The sequence below is a fragment of the Saccharomonospora sp. NPDC046836 genome (assembly GCF_040645195.1).
Taxonomy (GTDB): Bacteria; Actinomycetota; Actinomycetes; order Mycobacteriales; family Pseudonocardiaceae; genus Prauserella_A.
In genome coordinates this window covers 208,759-224,670 of sequence record NZ_JBEYXW010000006.1, presented here as the reverse complement: position 1 = coordinate 224,670, position 15,912 = coordinate 208,759, and the positions used below count along the sequence as shown (strand labels likewise).

Below are 15,912 nucleotides of genomic sequence, written 5' to 3'. Positions count from 1 at the left end.
ACGCTCCCTATGGCTCAATACCTGCAAGGGCCGAGTCGCTAGCGGAGGGAGCCATGCGGGACGCCGCGGAGAGCCGGAACCGTACCCTGCCTGCGGCGGGGCTCGCCGCACTGGTCATCGGAAGCCTCCTGATGGGGCTGCTGCACGTGCTGCCGTTCGCCACGGAGGTGGACCCGGTGCGGCGCACGATCAGCGAGTACGCGCTGGGTACTGGCAAGTGGCTCTTCGACGTCGCGGTCCTGCTCATCGCCGCCGGGTCGGCGCTGGCGTTCGCCGCGCTCGTACGCAACGGGCGGGTACGACCACTGTCGGCGACCACCGTCTTCGCAGCCGGCTGGATACTGGGCCTGCTGACCATCGTCGTGTTCCCCAAAACCGACTGGTCAGTCGGGCCGAGCCTAGGCGGAACGATCCACCGTTATGCCAGCGTGCTTGCCTTCGTGTGCCTGCCGCTGGCGGTACTGGCGGCCGCGAGGGCGACGTTCCCGCACTCCCCCGCCGCCCGCCTGCTCACCCGGCTGCTGGCGATCACCTCGCTGGGCTGGTTCGGGGTGATCCTCGGTGCGGTCGGGCTCATGCTGGCCGGTGGTGAGCCGTGGTGGCGTGCGATCCCGCTCGGTCTGGTGGAGCGCCTGCTCGCGCTCAACGAGGTGCTCGCCGTGGGCGCGCTCGCGCTCGGACTGCTGCGGCGGCGCACTGCCGCTCCCACGGGGACGGCTCCCCTGGTACGTTGCTAAGCGCACGCTTACTCGATGAGGAGGTAACCAGTGCCGAACTCGCCTTCCCGTGTCGCGATCGTCACCGGGGCCGGCCGTGGTATCGGAGCCGCCATCGCCCGCAAGCTCGCAGGTGACGGATTCGCCGTCGGACTGCTCGACCTCGACGAGGCCAACGCCAAGGCGGCAGCCGACGCGATCGTGGCCGGCGGCGGCAAGGCGCTCGCGGTCGCACTCGACGTCAGCGACGCGGGCCAGGTCGCCTCAGCCGTCCAGACGGTCGCCGACGAGCTCGGCCCGCCGACGGTGCTGGTCAACAACGCCGGCATCATCCGCGACAACCTGCTGTTCAAGATGAGCGAGGGCGACTGGGACGCCGTCATGGGCGTGCACCTGCGCGGTGCCTTCCTCATGAGCCGCGCGGTGCAGAAGCACATGACCGAACAGGGCTGGGGCCGCATCGTCAACCTCTCCAGCACCTCCGCGCTGGGTAACCGCGGGCAGGCCAACTACGCGACGGCGAAGGCCGGACTGCAGGGGTTCACCAAGACGCTGGCGATCGAGCTCGGCCAGTTCGGTGTGACCGTGAACGCGATCGCACCCGGCTTCATCGCGACCGAGATGACCGCCGCCACCGCCGAGCGGGTCGGCATGCCGTTCGAGGACTTCAAGAAGGCCGCGGCCCAGCAGATCCCGGTGCGCAGGGTCGGCGAGCCCGAGGACATTGCCAACGTCGCCGGGTTCCTGGTCAGCGACGGTGCCGGGTTCGTCTCCGGCCAGGTGATCTACGTGGCCGGCGGCCCGAGGGCATGAGCGGCATGCGCATTTTCTCCGACCTCGGCGAGTTCACCGCAGCCGCTGATGAGCGGCTCGGCCAGAGCGACTGGCACACGGTCACCCAGGAGCAGATCAACCTGTTCGCCGACGCCACCGGTGATCACCAGTGGATCCATGTCGACCCCGAGCGGGCCGCGACCGGCCCGTTCGGCGCACCGATCGCCCACGGGTATCTGACCCTGTCGCTGATCCCCATGTTCGGCCGGGAAATCTACCGGGTCGAGGGGCTCCGCATGGGCATCAACTACGGGCTCAACAAGGTGCGCTTCCCGCAGGCGGTCACGGTCGGCTCGAAGATACGGGCGAGCGCTGAGCTCGCCCAGGTCACCGATGTGCCGCAGGGCAAGCAGGCGGTGGTGCGCTGGACGATCGAGATCGACGGCGAGCCGAAGCCGGCATGTGTCGCCGAGATGGTCTCGCTGCTGGTTCCCTGACTGAGTGCCGGCCGCTCACAAGGAGGGTCTCCCATGGGCGATGAGGACCCGCCGGGTCTTGATCTGACCCGGCTGCGCGCGTACCTCGACCGCGAGCGGCCTGGCCTGGTGCGGGGCCCGCTGACCGCCGAGCTGGTGGAGGGCGGCCGGTCGAACCTGACCTACCTCGTCACCGATGGCGCGAAGCGGTGGGTGGTGCGCCGCCCACCGCTGGGTCATGTCCTGCCCACCGCGCACGACATGGCGCGGGAACACCGGGTCATCAGCGCACTCGGACCGACGAGCGTGCCGGTACCGCCGACCTTGCTGCTCTGCCAGGACGACACGGTGCTCGGCGCGCCCTTCTACGTCATGGACTTCGTGGCCGGGACGCCGTATCGAACCAAGGAGCAACTGGCGCCGCTCGGCCCCGAGCGGACCCACTCGATTGCCAACGCGCTCGTGGACACCCTGGTCGACCTGCACAGTGTCGACCCCAGCCAGGTCGGCCTTGCCGACTTCGGTCGCCCGGACGGTTTCCTCGAGCGACAGCTGCGCCGCTGGAAGAAACAGCTCGACGCCTCGCGCAGCCGCGACCTGCCCGGCATCGAGTCACTGCACGAGCGGCTCGCCGCACACATCCCGGACTCCCCGGCGCCTGCGATCGTGCATGGCGACTACCGCCTCGACAACGTGCTCGTCAGCGCGCACGACAGGATCACCGCCGTACTCGACTGGGAGATGTCGACGCTCGGTGACCCGCTCACCGACCTCGCACTGCTGGTCGCCTACACCGAACGGAGGAAGCTCGATCTGAGCTTCGTCACCAACGTCAGCGGGGCACCCGGCTATCCCGGCAGCGACGAGGTGATCGCGCGGTACGCCGAGCGTTCCGGGCGCGACGTCTCGGCACTCAACTGGTACATCGGGTTCGCGTTCTTCAAGCTGGCCGCGATCCTCGAAGGCATCTACTACCGGTTCAGCCAGGGCAAGACGGTTGGCGAGGGGTTCGCGAAGATCGGCGCGGGAGTCGCTCCGCTCGTGGCGCACGGCAACGCCACTCTCGAGGAGGACTGATGGATTTCGGCTTCGACAGCACGACCGAGAAACTCCGCGAACGGCTCCTGGCGTTCATGGACGAGCACGTCTACCCCGCCGAGCCGGTGTTCCATGAACAGCTCGAGGCACGGGAGAACCCGTGGACCAGCGTGCCGGTCGTCGCGGAGCTCGCGGCCGAGGCGCGCAGGCGCGGGCTGTGGAACTTCTTCCTGCCGGGTGAGTACGGCGCGGGGCTGACCAACCTGCAGTACGCGCCGCTCGCCGAGATCACCGGTCGCAGCCCGGCGCTGGCACCCATCGCGCTGAACTGTGCCGCCCCGGACACCGGAAACATGGAGGTCCTCGCCATGTTCGGCACCGAGGACCAGCGCAAGCAGTGGTTGCGGCCCCTGCTGGACGGCGAGATCCGCTCGGCCTTCGCCATGACCGAGCCGGATGTCGCGTCCTCCGATGCTCGCAACATCACGACACGCATCGAACGCGACAGTGGGGGTATCCCCGCCGAGAAGGCCGTAGCCGGCCGGGGAGACGACTACGTCATCAACGGGCGCAAGTGGTACATCTCCGGCGCGATGAACCCGAACTGCCGGATCTTCATCGTCATGGGCAAGACCGATCCCGGCGCGGCCCCGCACCGCCAGCAGAGCATGGTGCTGGTCCCGCGGGACACGCCCGGCGTGCACGTCAAACGTGGCATGCAGGTGTTCGGCTACACCGACGGCGACCACGGCGGGCACGCCGAGGTCGTTTTCGACGACGTGCGAGTGCCGGCTGAGAACCTCATCGGTGCGGAGGGCGACGGTTTCGCGATCGCGCAGGCCCGGCTGGGCCCAGGCCGTATCCATCACTGCATGCGGCTGATCGGCATGGCCGAGCGCGCGATCGAGCTGATGTGCAGGCGCGCGTCGTCTCGTGTCGCGTTCGGCAAGCCACTCGCCGAACAGGGCGTGATCCAGGAGTGGGTTGCCGAGTCGCGCGTGCGTGTGGAGCAGCTGCGACTGCTGGTGCTCAAGACCGCCTGGTTGATGGACAACAAAGGCAACAAGGGTGCGCACACCGAGATCCAGGCGATCAAGATCGCCACACCGGCCTCGGTGGAGTGGATTCTCGACAAAGCCATCCAGACCCACGGCGCCGGTGGCGTCAGTCAGGACTTCCCACTCGCCGAGCTCTGGGCGGCCGCGCGGATGCTGCGGCTGGCTGATGGCCCCGACGAGGTGCACAAGCGTTCCCTCGGCAGGCACGAACTCACAAGGTATCGGTGATGAACGCACCCGCTGTCACGGCCTGACGTCTAGTCGACCGGTCGCGTTTCCCTGTCCAGCCACGACAGGTAGGCAGTGCTGCCGCCGGTGACGGGCGTGACGATCACCTCGGGCACGTCGTAGCTGTGTTGTGCGATGAGGTGGTCGGCCAGCGCCGCGGCACGGTCGGCAGCGGCCTTGACCTCGACCCGCCATTCCCGCGCGGTCTCCACCGCGCCCTCCCAGCGGTAGACGCTGGTGATGGGGCCGACGATCTGAGCGCACGCGCCGAGCCGTGCTTCGACGGCACCGGCTGCCAGGCGCCGAGCGGCGTCCTCGGAGTCGACGGTGGTCACGACGACGACGTGTTCGGCAGACATGGCACCAGGGTAGAAGCCCTCGCTCGACCTGCTCGCCTCTCCTGACAGAAGTAATGCACGGTCGGCTCAGTCACCGGAGAACTGCTCGACCTAGCGCTGCAGCTTGTTCATGCCGCCCAGCCAGCGGTCGGTCTCGGTGGTCCGATTCGATTGCGACGCGCCCATGATGAGCTCACCGTCCTTGCCGGTGTCGGTGAGCATCCTGGTGCGCACGCCCAGCGGACAGATCGAAGTGTCCACGACGGCGTGCGCGCCGCCCGGCAGCAGCTCCCAGGCGGCCCACGTGTGCCATGACAGTGACCTCCCAGGACAGGGCCCAGTCGGCCTCCGCCGCATCGGGGCCCGTGCCGCAGGACACCGGCGTTGGCGCAGAAAAGGTCGATCTCGCCAGCACCGCTTGCGCCTCGGTGATCAGCCGGCGCACACCTTCCTCGCCTGCTGTGTCCCCGGCGATCGCGACCCCACGGACCTCACCGGCGACCGCGGACGCGCCACCGCCGCCGGTGAGGACCACCCCGGCGCCGACCACCTCGAGAGTCACAACCCACCGCCCAAACCGACACCGCCGTCGACAACGAGGGTCTGCCCGGTCATCCAGCCGGCCTGCTCCGACAGCAGGAAACCGACGGCGCCCGCGATGTCGGCAGGCACGCCCAGCCGCTTCATCGGGTACCTGGCGGCGACCTCCTCCTCGCGGTCGGCGTAGAGCGCGGTCGCGAACTTGGTCTTCACCACGGCGGGCGCGACAGCGTTGACGCGGATGGCCGGTGCCAGCTCAGCCGCCAGTTCCATGGTCAGCCGGATGAGCGCGGCCTTGCTGACGCCGTACATCCCGATGCCCGGTGAGGTCCTGAGGCCGGCAAGCGAGGCGACGTTGACGATCGCGCCGCCGTGCTCGCCCATCCACGCGTCACGCGCCTTGCGTGTCCAGACCAGTGGAGACAACACGTTGACGTCGAAGAGCTTGGCCGCCGCCTCGGCATCGACGTCCAGAATGGAGCCGTACACCGGGTTGATCCCGGTGTTGTTGACGAGGAAGTCCAGGCCGCCGAACGTCTCGATCGTGCGGGCGATCGCATCGTCCTGGTGCGCCGGGTCGTCGGCCTTGCCCGGCACGCCGATCGCCGCGCCGCTACCGCCCAGTTCCCCGACCGCCTCCGCGAGCGGATCGGGCTTGCGCGCCGCGCGCGACCAGGTCCTTGGCTATACCGAGTCCGATGCCCCGGCTGGCGCCTGTCACAATGGCAACGCGATCATTGAGCGAGTTCACCGGTGCCGATCTCCTCTCCACGCTAAGCGCTCGCTTACAATCCAGACATGTCGATGTCGTTGGCGGCCGAGTTGTGGCCCGACGTCCAGCCGGAGACGGCACGGCGGCTGATGCTGGCCGGCGTGGAGTCCTTTGCGCAGCGGGGATATCACGCGACCACCACGCGCGACATCGCCACGAATGCGGGCATGAGCCCTGCCGCGCTGTATGTGCACTTCCCGTCCAAGGCGGCGTTGTTGTTCGCCATCAGCCGAAGCGGCCACCAGCAGGCGCTGGCTCTGGTCGAGCAGGCTGCCGCCAGCGCGGAGTCGCCGCCGGCGGCGATGCGCGCGATCGTCGAGCAGTTCGTCGCCTGGCATGCCCGGCGGCACCTGGTGGCGCGCGTGGTGCAGTACGAGCTCGGCGCGTTGCCGGAGGAGGAGTACGCGGTGGTGGCCGGGCTGCGCCGCGACATCGAACGCATCGTGCGTGATCTGCTCGCCGCCGGTGTCGAGTCGGGCCACTTCCACGTCGGCGATGTCGGGACGGCCGCACGCGCCGTGCTGTCGCTCGGCATCGACGTGGCGCGCTGGTACAGCGACCGATCGCGCCAGTCCCCCGCCGCACTCGGCCGCGAGTACGGCGAATTGGCGCTGCGCATGCTGGGCGCCGACACCACAGCCTGAACGGCGGGCCACCTGCACCTCCGAACTGTCGTCGCGGCGACATACTAAGCGGTTGCTCACCCATTGCGCCACGTCTCGCACGCCTGGCCCCCAGCCGACTGTGCTTGCCAGCCGGCTGGGGGCTGCACAAGGCTGGGATCATGGACATGAACGCCGCCATGGCAATGCTTACCGTCGCGCGGGAGGAAGCCCGCACAGGCGCTGCCGCGGGCGGTGTCCCCATCGGCGCCGCACTGTTCACGGTCGGCGGCGAGTTACTCGGCCGCGGGCACAACCGCCGCGTGCAGGACGGCGACCCGTCGATGCACGCGGAGACGAGCGCGTTCCGCGATGCTGGTCGTCGCGCGCACTACCGCGACACGGTCATGGTCACGACCCTGTCGCCGTGCTGGTACTGCAGTGGCCTTGTGCGCCAGTTCGGCATCTCCCACGTCGTCATCGGCGAGGCGACGACCTTCTCCGGCGGCCACGACTGGCTCGCCGAGCACGGCGTCGGCATCACCGTCGTCGGCGACGCCGAATGTGTCACGATGATGCGGCAGTTCATCGCGGCGCGACCGGACGTGTGGTTCGAAGACATCGGCGTTGAACGTCCCCCAGGCGAGTAGCGCCCCCTCGCCGGGAGGGCTCCCCTACAGGCGCGCGAGTCCCCCGCCCCAGCGCGCGAGTTGCCCATTCCGGCTCGCGAGTTGCCCGCTCGAGTCGGCGAGTCCCCCACTGCGGTCGGCGAGTCCCCCGTTCCCGCTCGCGAGTTGCCCGCTCGAGTCGGCGAGTCCCCCACTGCGGTCGGCGAGTCCCCCGTTCCCGCTCGCGAGTTGCCCGCTCCCATCGGCGAGTCCCCCACTCGGGTGCGCGAGTTCTGCGCTCAGGACGGCGAGTTCCTGCTCCGCTGCGGGAGCCCCGCTGCGGGGCCGCCAGTTCCGCACGCTGAGGCCCGTCCACAGGCAACTCCCGGGACCCGAGCGGGCAACTCACGAAGGGGGAACGGACAACCCGTGGGCCCCGACGGGCAACTCACCAGCCTGGGCGGGGAACTCGTCGGTCCGAGCGGGGAACTCGCGAGCCTGGGCGGGCAACTCACCAGCCTGGGCGGGCAACTCGCCGGCCTGGGCGGGCAACTCGCCGGCCTGGGCGGGCAACTCGCCGGCCTGGGCGGGGGACTCGCGCGGTCGTCAGGAGCCTGGCTGGGTTTCTGCCACCGTCGGTTCCAGGATCTTCGCCCATTGGCGGGTGATCTGCCTCCGGCGCCTGGTGTCGTCGGCCAGCAGGTTCGCCAGCCCGAGACCGCGGGCAAGGTCCAGGGTCGCCTGCACGGTCTCACGCACGCCCGGCTGGGATTCGTCGGCACCGAGCAGCTCCAGCGCCACGCGGTGGGCTTCCCTGCCGACCTCGGCCTGCAGCGGCACCAGGACCGCACGCAGGCTCTCGTCGCTGGAGGCCGCGACCCAGAGGTGCAGTGCCGCGCGAAACTTCGGTCCGATGTAGAGGTTCAGCAGCATCTCGGCGACCGGCAGTGCACGGGACGGCCCCGCCGGCAACGCCGCCGCCTGAGCGCGCAGCTCGGCGATCTGCTCGTCGGCCAGGTAGGCCACCGCGGCCACGACCAGATCCTCCCTGGTCGGGAAATGGTGCTGCGCCGCACCGCGGGACACCCCCGCTCGCTCGGCGACGACCGACACCGTGGTGCCCTGCCAGCCCCGTTCGGCCAGGGATTCGACGGCAGCATCAATCAGCCGCCGCCGCGTCGTACGGCTTCGCTCCTGCTGGGGTTGCCGTGTCGAGGTCAAGCCGGATCCACCCAGAATTCGAGCTGCAGGTCCTTCTCGCTGTCCCCGATCCGGTACTTCGACAGGTCGGTGACACCTCCGGCGGCCGCCGCGAACGTCGCCGACGATGGGCAGCGCCGTGCCGCTCGCGTCCTCGACGGCCTTCGCCGCCGTGTAGATCGTGCCTGGCAGCGCGGGGTGCGGTTCGGCGGTCTTGGCGAGCAGCCCGACGTTCCCGCCGCCGTGCCACCCGCCTCGCCGATCCCCCGGCTCCCGCCCGACATGATCAGCGTCATACCCGCCAGCGTGGTCATGCAGCGCTCCCGTTCGGTTGATCAGTAGGACTTGGGCAGGCCGAGGCTGTGCTGGGCAACGAAGTTGAGGACCATCTCCCTGCTCACCGGTGCGATCCGGCCGACCCGCGCGGCGCCGAGCAGCGTGCCGAGACCGTACTCAGAGGCCAATCCGTTGCCGCCGTGCACCTGCACCGCCTGGTCGACAGCCTTGATCGCGACCTCGGCGCCCGCGTACTTGGCCATGTTCGCCGCCTCCCCCGCGCCGAAATCGTCGCCGGAGTCGTAGAGCGCGGCGGCCTTTTGTGTCATGAGCTTGGCCAGTTCCAGCTCGATCTTCACCTGCGCGAGCGGGTGGGCGATGCCCTGGTGCGATCCGATCGGCGCACCGAAGACGCTGCGCTGCTTCGCATAGGCCACCCCCTTGTCCAATGCGTAGCGCGCGATGCCCACCGAGAACGACGCACCCATAATGCGTTCGGGGTTGAGCCCGGCGAACAGCTGCGCGATCGCGGCGTCCGCCGACCCGGCCAGCGCATCGGCAGGCAGCCGCACCTCGTCGAGGAACAGACCGAACTGTTTGTCGGCCGACACCAGGTCCATCGGGATCTGCCGGTACTCGAAGCCGGGCGTATCAGTGGGCACGATGAACAGTGCGGGCCTGAGCTTGCCCGTCCTGGCGTCCTCGGTGCGGCCCACGACGAGCACCGCGTCGGCCTCGTCGACACCCGAGATGAACACCTTCCGCCCGGTGAGTACCCAGTCGGAGCCGTCGCGGTGAGCCGTTGTGGTGATGCGGTGGGCGTTCGATCCAGCGTCGGGTTCGGTGATGGCGAAAGCCATGCGCACGGTGCCCGCGGCGAACCCGGGCAGCCAGCGCTGCTTCTGCTCGCCGGTACCGAATCGGGCGATGACTGTGGCGCAGATGGCCGGCGAGACGACCATCAGGAGCATCGGTGTCCCTGCGGCGCAGAACTCCTCGCACACCGCCGCCAGCTCACCGATCCCGGCGCCACCGCCGCCGTACTCCTCGGGCACCGAGACCCCGAGGTAGCCGAGCCGCCCTGCTTCGTCCCACAGCTCGGTGGTGTGCCCGCCGGAGCGGGCCTTGTCCTGGTAGTACTCGTGGCCGTAGCTCGTCGCGAGAGCCGCTGCCGCCGTGCGCAGTGCCAGCCGTTCCGGCGGCTCCGTGAAGCTCATTCCGCTTGCTCCTCACTGCTCACCACGGCGAGCACCGCGCCGAGGTCGACCTGCTGCCCCACCGTCACGGGCAGCTCCGTCACCACACCGTCGGCGGGCGCGGCGATCCGGTGTTCCATCTTCATCGCCTCGAGCCACAGCAGCGGCGCACCGGCAAGCACCCGTTCGCCCGGCGATACGGCGACGCGAACCACGGTGCCCGGCATCGGCGCGAGCAGCGAACCGGCCACCACCTCTGTGCCGGGGTCGCGTAACCGTGGCACCGGCGTCAGGCGCACCGGCCCGAGCGGCGAGTCCACTGTGACCAGACCGGGGTAGCGGCCGATGTGGAAGGTTCTGCGCACGCCGGCGGTCTCCAGCACCACCTGGTCCGGCCGCGCCGCCACGAGCGTGACGCTGTCGAACCCCTCGGCGCGTAGCCCATGCCTGGCGAGCCGGTAGCGGATCTCGTGTTCCTGCCCCGCCACGAGGTAGGCCTTGCGCTGCGGGACCGCGGCGACGTTGCGCCAGCCGCTGGGCAGCCCACCCAGCACAACCGCACCGGCGCGGTTGTGCGCGGCGTCGGCGAGCGCTGCCGCCAGCACCGACAGCCGCACGGCGTTCGCACCCGCAAGCGGGGCGGCGAGTACCCGCCCGTGCCGGTCGAGGAACGTCGTGTCGGTGCGACCGCCGAGGAACTCCGGATGCCGCAACACGTTCACGAGCAGGTCGCGGTTGGTCGTCACACCGTGGATACGCGCGCGTGCCAGCGCCGCCGCCAGACTTCGCGCAACGCCCGCCCGGTCCGGACCGCACGCGATCACCTTGGCGAGCAACGGGTCGTAGTGGACACTCACGACCGAACCAGCGGCGACACCGCTGTCGAGCCGGATCGTGTAACCATCGGAACGCGGCACCGTGAACTCGGCCGACACACCCGGCACGTCGAACCGGTGCAGCACACCGCTCTGCGGCTGCCAGTCCGCCGCGGGATCCTCGGCGTAGAGCCGCACCTCGATGGCATGCCCGCACGGCTGAGGCGGCTCGGGCGGCAGGCGATGCCCCTCGGCGACGCGCAGTTGCAGACCGACCAGGTCGAGACCGGTCGTGCATTCGGTCACCGGGTGCTCGACCTGCAGGCGCGTGTTCATCTCCAGGAAGAAGAACTCGCCGTGGCCGGTGGCCAGGAACTCCACGGTGCCCGCACCCACATAGTCGACGGCCGTGGCGGCGGCACGGGCGGCAGCGAGGAGACGTTCCCGCATTTCCGCGTCGACCAGCGGTGAGGGTGCCTCCTCGACGACCTTCTGGTGCCGCCGCTGGATCGAGCACTCCCGCTCCCCGACCGCCCACACCGTGCCGTGTGTGTCGGCCATGACCTGCACCTCGATGTGCCGTCCTTGTTCGAGGTAGCTCTCGCAGAACACGGCCGGGTCACCGAACGCCGACGCCGCCTCTGCCCGCGCACTCCGCACGGCATCGGCGAGGTCGGCCAGCTCCCGCACCACCCGCATTCCGCGCCCGCCGCCACCGGCGGAGGCCTTGACGAGCACCGGCAGGTCGGCCTCGGTCACCTCGGCGGGCAGCAGCTCCGGCAGCACAGGCACACCCGCCTTGGCCATGAGCCGTTTCGCCGCGACCTTGTCGCCCATCGCCTCGATGGCCTCAGGTGAGGGGCCGGCCCACACCAGCCCGGCATCGCGCACCGCGCGGGCGAACGCCGCGTTCTCCGCGAGGAAACCGTACCCGGGATGGACCGCGTCGGCGCCGGCGTCCACCGCCGCTTTGACGATCAGGTCGGCGCGTAGGTAGGTGTCCGCGGGGGCCGCACCCGGCAGCCGGACCGCGGCGTCGGCCGCCGCCACATGCGGCGCGTTCGCGTCGGCGTCGGAATACACGGCGACGGTGCCGATGCCCGCGTCCCGGCACGAGCGGAAGATCCGGAGCGCGATCTCACCGCGATTGGCGACCAGAAGTGTCTCGATCACGAACGAGCCCTCACATCCGGAAGACGCCGAAGCCGGTTCCGTCGAACCGGGCACGCTCGACAGGGTTGTTGTGGATGACGGAAAGGCACAGGCCGAGCACGGTCCTGGTGTCGCGCGGGTCGATCACGCCGTCGTCGTAGAGCCGGCCGGACAGGAACATCGGCAGCGACTCAGCCTCCACCTGTGCCTCCACCGCGGCCCGCAGCGCTGCGTCACCGTCCTCGTCGTAGGCCTGACCGCGGGTCTGCGCGGCCGCGCGGGCGACGATCGAGAGCACGCCCGCGAGCTGCTGCGGCCCCATCACGGCCGATTTGGCGCTCGGCCACGCGAACAGGAACCGCGGGTCATACGCGCGGCCGCACATGCCGTAGTGCCCGGCCCCGTAGGAGGCCCCGATCAGGAGCGAGATGTGCGGCACCTTGCTGTTGGCGACAGCGTTGATCATCATCGCACCGTGCTTGATGATGCCGCCCTGCTCGTAAGCTCTGCCGACCATGTAGCCGGTCGTGTTGTGCAAGAACAGCAGCGGTGTGCCGGTCTGGTTGGCCAGCTGGATGAACTGCGTGGCCTTCTGTGACTCCTCGCTGAACAGGATGCCCCGCGCGTTGGCGAGCACCCCGACCGGATAACCGTGCACGCGCGCCCAGCCGGTCACGAGGCTGCTGCCGTACAGCGGCTTGAACTCGTCGAACGCCGAGCCGTCCACCACCCTGGCAAGCACCTCACGCGGATCGAACGGGACCTTGAGCCCGTCTGGCACGATGCCGAGCAGTTCCTCGGCGTCGTGGCGCGGCGGGACCACCGGCCCCGGCGCCTCGCCGAGCTTGCGCCGGTTCAGCCTGCTGACGATGCGCCTGCCGATCCGGATGGCGTCGGGCTCGTCGCGTGCCAGGTAGTCGGCGAGCCCGGAGGTTCTGGCGTGCATCGCGGCGCCGCCCAGCGACTCGTCGTCGGACTCCTCGCCGGTGGCCATCTTCACCAGCGGCGGGCCGCCGAGGAACACCTTCGACCGTTCCTCGATCATCACCACGTAGTCGGACATTCCGGGCACGTAGGCGCCGCCCGCGGTGGAGTTGCCGAAGACCAGCGTGATCGTCGGGATCCCGGCGGCCGAGAGCTGGGTGAGGTCGCGGAACAGGCGCCCGCCGGGGATGAAGATCTCCTTCTGTGTGGGCAGGTCCGCCCCACCGGACTCCACGAGGTTGATCACCGGCAGCCGGTTCTCCAGCGCGATGTCGGAGGCACGGAAGATCTTGCGCATCGTCCACGGGTTACTCGAACCGCCCCGCACGGTCGGATCGTTGCCGATGATCATGCATTCGACGCCCTCGACGACGCCGATGCCGGTGACCACGCTGGCCCCGACCTGGAACTCGCTGCCCCAGCCCGCCAGCGGCGACAGCTCGAGGAACGGCGCGTCCTCGTCGAGCAGCAGCTCGATGCGCTCCCGCACCAGCAACTTCCCCCGCGCACGGTGCCGGACGACGTACTTCTCCCCGCCACCCGCGACGGCTTTCGCGTGCTCGGCCTCCAGTTCGTCCAGTTTGGTCAGCATGGCCACCCGGTACGCAGTGAACTCCGCGCCCGAAGTGTCCACTGTGGAGCTCAACGTTGTCACAACAGCACCTCCGGGATGTCGAGGTGCCTGCTGCGCAGCCACTCGCCGAGCGCCTTGGCCTGCGGGTCGAACCGCGCCCGCGCCGCTACGCCTTCGCCGAGCAGCCCGTCGATCACGAAGTTGACGGCGCGCAGGTTCGGCAGCACGTAGCGGCGCACAGGCAGCCGCTCGGTCTCCGGCAGCAACCGCCGCAGTTCGGCGACGGTGAGGGTATGCACGAGCCAGCGCCAGGCCTGCTCCGAACGCACCCACACGCCGACGTTGGCGTCGCCGCCCTTGTCCCCGCTACGCGCGCCGGCGACCAGTCCGAGCGGGGCCCGGCGCACCGGACCGGCAGGCAAAGGCTGCGGTAACAGCGGTTCGTCCACTTCGGACACTGTTCGGGTTCGCGCAGGGGCCGGTACGTCGATGCGTGAGCCGTCCGGCAGCACGGCGACGTGGGGCACCTCGCCTGCGCCGACAAAGGCCGCCGTGTAGACGCCGTGGGGCGCCGCGTCCGCGGGCGGCGCCGTCACATGGAAGCCCGGGTAGCCGGCCAGCGCCAGCTCGATCGCGGCACCGCTGAACGCACGCCCGGCGACCTGGGGATCGGCGTCTTTGACCGCGCAGTGCAGCAGCGCGCTCGCGGTCTCCTCGGTCGGCGCGTCCTCGTGGTCGGTACGCGCGAGCGTCCAACGGATATCGGCGGGCCTGCCGCCGGTCAGGGCGGCCTCGAGCTGCTCGCGGACCAGCGCCGCCTTCGCTTCGATGTCGAGTCCCGTGAGGACGAATGTCACCTCGTTGCGGAACCCGCCGAGCCGGTTGAGGCCCACCTTCAATGCCGGTGGTGGTGGCTCGCCGCGGACGCCGCTCAGGCGCACCCGGTCGGGACCGTCCTGGGCGAGCTCGACCGTGTCGAAGCGTGCGGTGACGTCGGGTCCGGCGTAGCGGGCGCCGCCGATCTCGTACAGCAGCTGTGCGGTGACGGTGCCGACGTCGACGACGCCGCCGGTGCCCGCATGCTTGGTGATCACGCTCGACCCGTCGGCATGGATCTCGGCGATCGGGAAGCCGGGGACCCCCAGCGTGTGCTCGGTGAAGAACGCGTAGTTCCCGCCGGTGGCCTGCGTACCGCATTCGATGACGTGACCGGCGGCGACGGCACCGGCGAGCGCGTCGTAGTCCTCACGTGCCCAGCCGAAGTGGGCGGCGGCAGGGCCGACGACCACCGACGCGTCGGTGACCCGGCCGGTGACCACCACATCGGCACCGGCCCGCAGGCATTCGGCGATGCCCCAGGCGCCGAGGTAGGCATTCGCGGTGAGCGGCTCGCCAAGGCCGAGCTCGCCCGCGCGTGGCAGCAGATCGTCACCCTCGACGTGGGCGACGGCGATCTCGATACCGAGCCGTCCTGCCAGTTCGCGCACCGCCTCAGCCAGCCCAGCCGGATTGAGGCCCCCGGCGTTGGTGACGATCCGCACGCCCTTGTCCTTGGCGAGCCCGAGACTCTGCTCGAGCTGGCGCAGGAATGTTCTGGCATAGCCGCGGGCGGGGTCCTTCAGGCGGTCCCGCCCGAGGATGAGCATGGTCAGCTCGGCCAGGTAGTCGCCGGTCAGCACGTCGAGCGGGCCGTCGCTGAGCATCTCGTGCACGGCTGAGAACCGGTCGCCGTAGAACCCGGACGCGTTGCCGATCCGGATCATGTGAACTGCCCGGGTTCGCGTCCCCGCCCTGGCAGCCCGGCGAAGGCCTGCGCGATGCCGAGCCACTGCCCGGCTCCGGCACCAGTGGCCCGGACATCGGTGTCGGCGAGATGGCGTCGCTGCGTCACCACCAGGCAGAAGCCGAGCGCACTGCCGGTGACACGCTGGGCCGCGTCCTCGGGGCCGAACGCCCAGGTGCTGCCGTCCGGTGCGGTGAGCTCCACCCGGAACTCCTCCTCCGGCGGCGCCAGCGAATGGAGCTGGAAGGAGAAGTCCCTGGTGCGCACGCCGAACCGGGCGATGTGCCGCAGCCGCGCCGTGGGGCGCCGCTCGGCACCGAGCGTGTCGGCGATGTCCTGGCCGTGTGCCCAGGTCTCCATCATGCGGCCGGTGGCCATCGATGCCGCGCTCATCGGCAAGCCGTACCAGGGCAGCCGTGTCCCCGCGGGCAGCGCCGCCAGTGCCGCGCTGAGCTCCGCGCGGTCCTGCCGCCACTGCGCCAGGAGGTCCGGAACCGGCTGACCGGCGCCCTCGGCGGCACCCTCGTCGATGTAGTCCCCGCCCGCGGCCAGTGCGCACTGGTACTCGTCGCCGAAGTCGTCGGGCGCGCGCGCCGCGAGGAGCGCCTTGCGATCGGTCCACGCGAGATGGGCGATCTGGTGGGCGATGGTCCAGCCGGGCGCCGGGGTCGGTAGGCGCCATTGGTCGGGCGGCAGGGTGGCCACGAGGCCGTCGACCTCCCAGCTCTCCGCGCCGAGATCGTCCAGGATCGCCGTCAGATCCGCCACGCCAGCACCTCCTC

General features: G+C 70.1%; 15 protein-coding genes and 2 pseudogenes. 7 read left to right on the top strand and 10 right to left on the bottom strand.

Going from position 1 to position 15,912, the window contains the following annotated elements:
• Window positions 1-53 precede the first annotated feature (53 nt).
• The 5 genes from ABZ863_RS10935 to ABZ863_RS10915 are packed head-to-tail and all read left to right on the top strand — an operon-like array spanning window position 54 to window position 4,290.
• A complete protein-coding gene (locus ABZ863_RS10935) occupies window positions 54-737 on the top strand; it encodes a DUF998 domain-containing protein (RefSeq protein ID WP_358533741.1) in 684 nt (227 codons plus the stop codon).
• A 30-nt stretch (window positions 738-767) separates the two neighbouring features.
• Window positions 768-1,529 (top strand): 3-oxoacyl-ACP reductase FabG, encoded by a 762-nt coding sequence (gene fabG, locus ABZ863_RS10930; RefSeq protein WP_358533739.1) that lies wholly within the window; start codon window positions 768-770, stop codon window positions 1,527-1,529.
• Entirely contained in the window at window positions 1,526-1,987 is a 462-nt protein-coding gene (locus ABZ863_RS10925; protein WP_358533736.1) for a MaoC family dehydratase, read from the top strand. Before fabG ends, ABZ863_RS10925 begins: the two co-directional genes overlap by 4 nt.
• Before the next feature lie 33 nt (window positions 1,988-2,020).
• Window positions 2,021-3,043, top strand: coding sequence for a phosphotransferase family protein (locus tag ABZ863_RS10920; protein ID WP_358533733.1), 1,023 nt, complete (start codon window positions 2,021-2,023; stop codon window positions 3,041-3,043).
• Window positions 3,043-4,290 carry an acyl-CoA dehydrogenase family protein gene (locus tag ABZ863_RS10915; RefSeq protein WP_358533730.1) on the top strand — a complete coding sequence of 416 codons (1,248 nt, stop codon included), beginning with the start codon at window positions 3,043-3,045 and terminating at the stop codon, window positions 4,288-4,290. Before ABZ863_RS10920 ends, ABZ863_RS10915 begins: the two co-directional genes overlap by 1 nt.
• 29 nt (window positions 4,291-4,319) lie before the next feature.
• Here the strand turns inward: ABZ863_RS10915 and cutA are convergent, their stop codons facing one another.
• The 3 genes and pseudogenes from cutA to ABZ863_RS10900 form a co-directional block, all read right to left on the bottom strand.
• The gene (gene cutA / locus ABZ863_RS10910; protein ID WP_358533727.1) at window positions 4,320-4,649 is read right to left on the bottom strand and encodes a divalent-cation tolerance protein CutA; all 330 of its coding nucleotides are present in this window, start codon (window positions 4,647-4,649) and stop codon (window positions 4,320-4,322) included.
• A gap of 172 nt (window positions 4,650-4,821) precedes the next feature.
• Entirely contained in the window at window positions 4,822-5,190 is a 369-nt protein-coding gene (locus tag ABZ863_RS10905) for a hypothetical protein (RefSeq protein ID WP_358533724.1), read from the bottom strand.
• Window positions 5,187-5,919 (bottom strand): annotated as a pseudogene (locus tag ABZ863_RS10900) (SDR family oxidoreductase). Before ABZ863_RS10900 ends, ABZ863_RS10905 begins: the two are co-directional and overlap by 4 nt.
• Window positions 5,920-5,966: 47 nt before the next feature.
• Between ABZ863_RS10900 and ABZ863_RS10895 the strand changes: the two are divergent.
• Window positions 5,967-6,584: a TetR/AcrR family transcriptional regulator gene (locus ABZ863_RS10895; protein ID WP_358533722.1), complete on the top strand. Its 618-nt coding sequence runs from the start codon at window positions 5,967-5,969 to the stop codon at window positions 6,582-6,584.
• A gap of 140 nt (window positions 6,585-6,724) precedes the next feature.
• Window positions 6,725-7,192, top strand: coding sequence for a nucleoside deaminase (locus tag ABZ863_RS10890; protein ID WP_358533719.1), 468 nt, complete (start codon window positions 6,725-6,727; stop codon window positions 7,190-7,192).
• 564 nt (window positions 7,193-7,756) lie between these two features.
• On the opposite strand, the gene ABZ863_RS10885 is transcribed toward ABZ863_RS10890, so the two are convergent.
• The 7 genes and pseudogenes from ABZ863_RS10885 to ABZ863_RS10855 form a co-directional block, all read right to left on the bottom strand.
• The gene (locus ABZ863_RS10885) at window positions 7,757-8,371 is read right to left on the bottom strand and encodes a TetR/AcrR family transcriptional regulator (RefSeq protein ID WP_358533927.1); all 615 of its coding nucleotides are present in this window, start codon (window positions 8,369-8,371) and stop codon (window positions 7,757-7,759) included.
• 90 nt (window positions 8,372-8,461) lie between these two features.
• A pseudogene (locus tag ABZ863_RS10880) lies at window positions 8,462-8,664 on the bottom strand (short chain dehydrogenase); the annotation flags it as partial.
• A gap of 21 nt (window positions 8,665-8,685) precedes the next feature.
• A complete protein-coding gene (locus tag ABZ863_RS10875) occupies window positions 8,686-9,843 on the bottom strand; it encodes an acyl-CoA dehydrogenase family protein (RefSeq protein ID WP_358533717.1) in 1,158 nt (385 codons plus the stop codon).
• Complete coding sequence (locus tag ABZ863_RS10870) at window positions 9,840-11,810, bottom strand: biotin carboxylase N-terminal domain-containing protein (protein WP_358533714.1); 1,971 nt, start codon at window positions 11,808-11,810, stop codon at window positions 9,840-9,842. Before ABZ863_RS10870 ends, ABZ863_RS10875 begins: the two co-directional genes overlap by 4 nt.
• Window positions 11,811-11,820: 10 nt before the next feature.
• Entirely contained in the window at window positions 11,821-13,428 is a 1,608-nt protein-coding gene (locus ABZ863_RS10865) for a carboxyl transferase domain-containing protein (RefSeq protein ID WP_358533711.1), read from the bottom strand.
• Entirely contained in the window at window positions 13,425-15,110 is a 1,686-nt protein-coding gene (locus tag ABZ863_RS10860; protein WP_358533708.1) for an acyclic terpene utilization AtuA family protein, read from the bottom strand. Before ABZ863_RS10860 ends, ABZ863_RS10865 begins: the two co-directional genes overlap by 4 nt.
• Window positions 15,107-15,898, bottom strand: a complete 792-nt coding sequence (locus ABZ863_RS10855) for a TIGR03084 family metal-binding protein (RefSeq protein ID WP_358533706.1) — start codon at window positions 15,896-15,898, stop codon at window positions 15,107-15,109. The genes ABZ863_RS10860 and ABZ863_RS10855 overlap by 4 nt, the downstream gene beginning before the upstream one ends.
• Window positions 15,899-15,912: the final 14 nt, after the last annotated feature.

What these genes read in the sequence shown, in the direction of transcription:
- ABZ863_RS10935 (WP_358533741.1), top strand. Translation starts at nt 54, where the DNA reads ATGCGGGACGCCGCGGAGAGCCGGAACCGTACCCTGCCTGCGGCGGGG.
- ABZ863_RS10925 (WP_358533736.1), top strand. Translation starts at nt 1,526, where the DNA reads ATGAGCGGCATGCGCATTTTCTCCGACCTCGGCGAGTTCACCGCAGCC.
- ABZ863_RS10920 (WP_358533733.1), top strand. Translation starts at nt 2,021, where the DNA reads ATGGGCGATGAGGACCCGCCGGGTCTTGATCTGACCCGGCTGCGCGCG.
- ABZ863_RS10915 (WP_358533730.1), top strand. Translation starts at nt 3,043, where the DNA reads ATGGATTTCGGCTTCGACAGCACGACCGAGAAACTCCGCGAACGGCTC.
- cutA (WP_358533727.1), bottom strand. Translation starts at nt 4,649, where the DNA reads ATGTCTGCCGAACACGTCGTCGTCGTGACCACCGTCGACTCCGAGGAC.
- ABZ863_RS10895 (WP_358533722.1), top strand. Translation starts at nt 5,967, where the DNA reads ATGTCGATGTCGTTGGCGGCCGAGTTGTGGCCCGACGTCCAGCCGGAG.
- ABZ863_RS10890 (WP_358533719.1), top strand. Translation starts at nt 6,725, where the DNA reads ATGGACATGAACGCCGCCATGGCAATGCTTACCGTCGCGCGGGAGGAA.
- ABZ863_RS10875 (WP_358533717.1), bottom strand. Translation starts at nt 9,843, where the DNA reads ATGAGCTTCACGGAGCCGCCGGAACGGCTGGCACTGCGCACGGCGGCA.
- ABZ863_RS10860 (WP_358533708.1), bottom strand. Translation starts at nt 15,110, where the DNA reads ATGATCCGGATCGGCAACGCGTCCGGGTTCTACGGCGACCGGTTCTCA.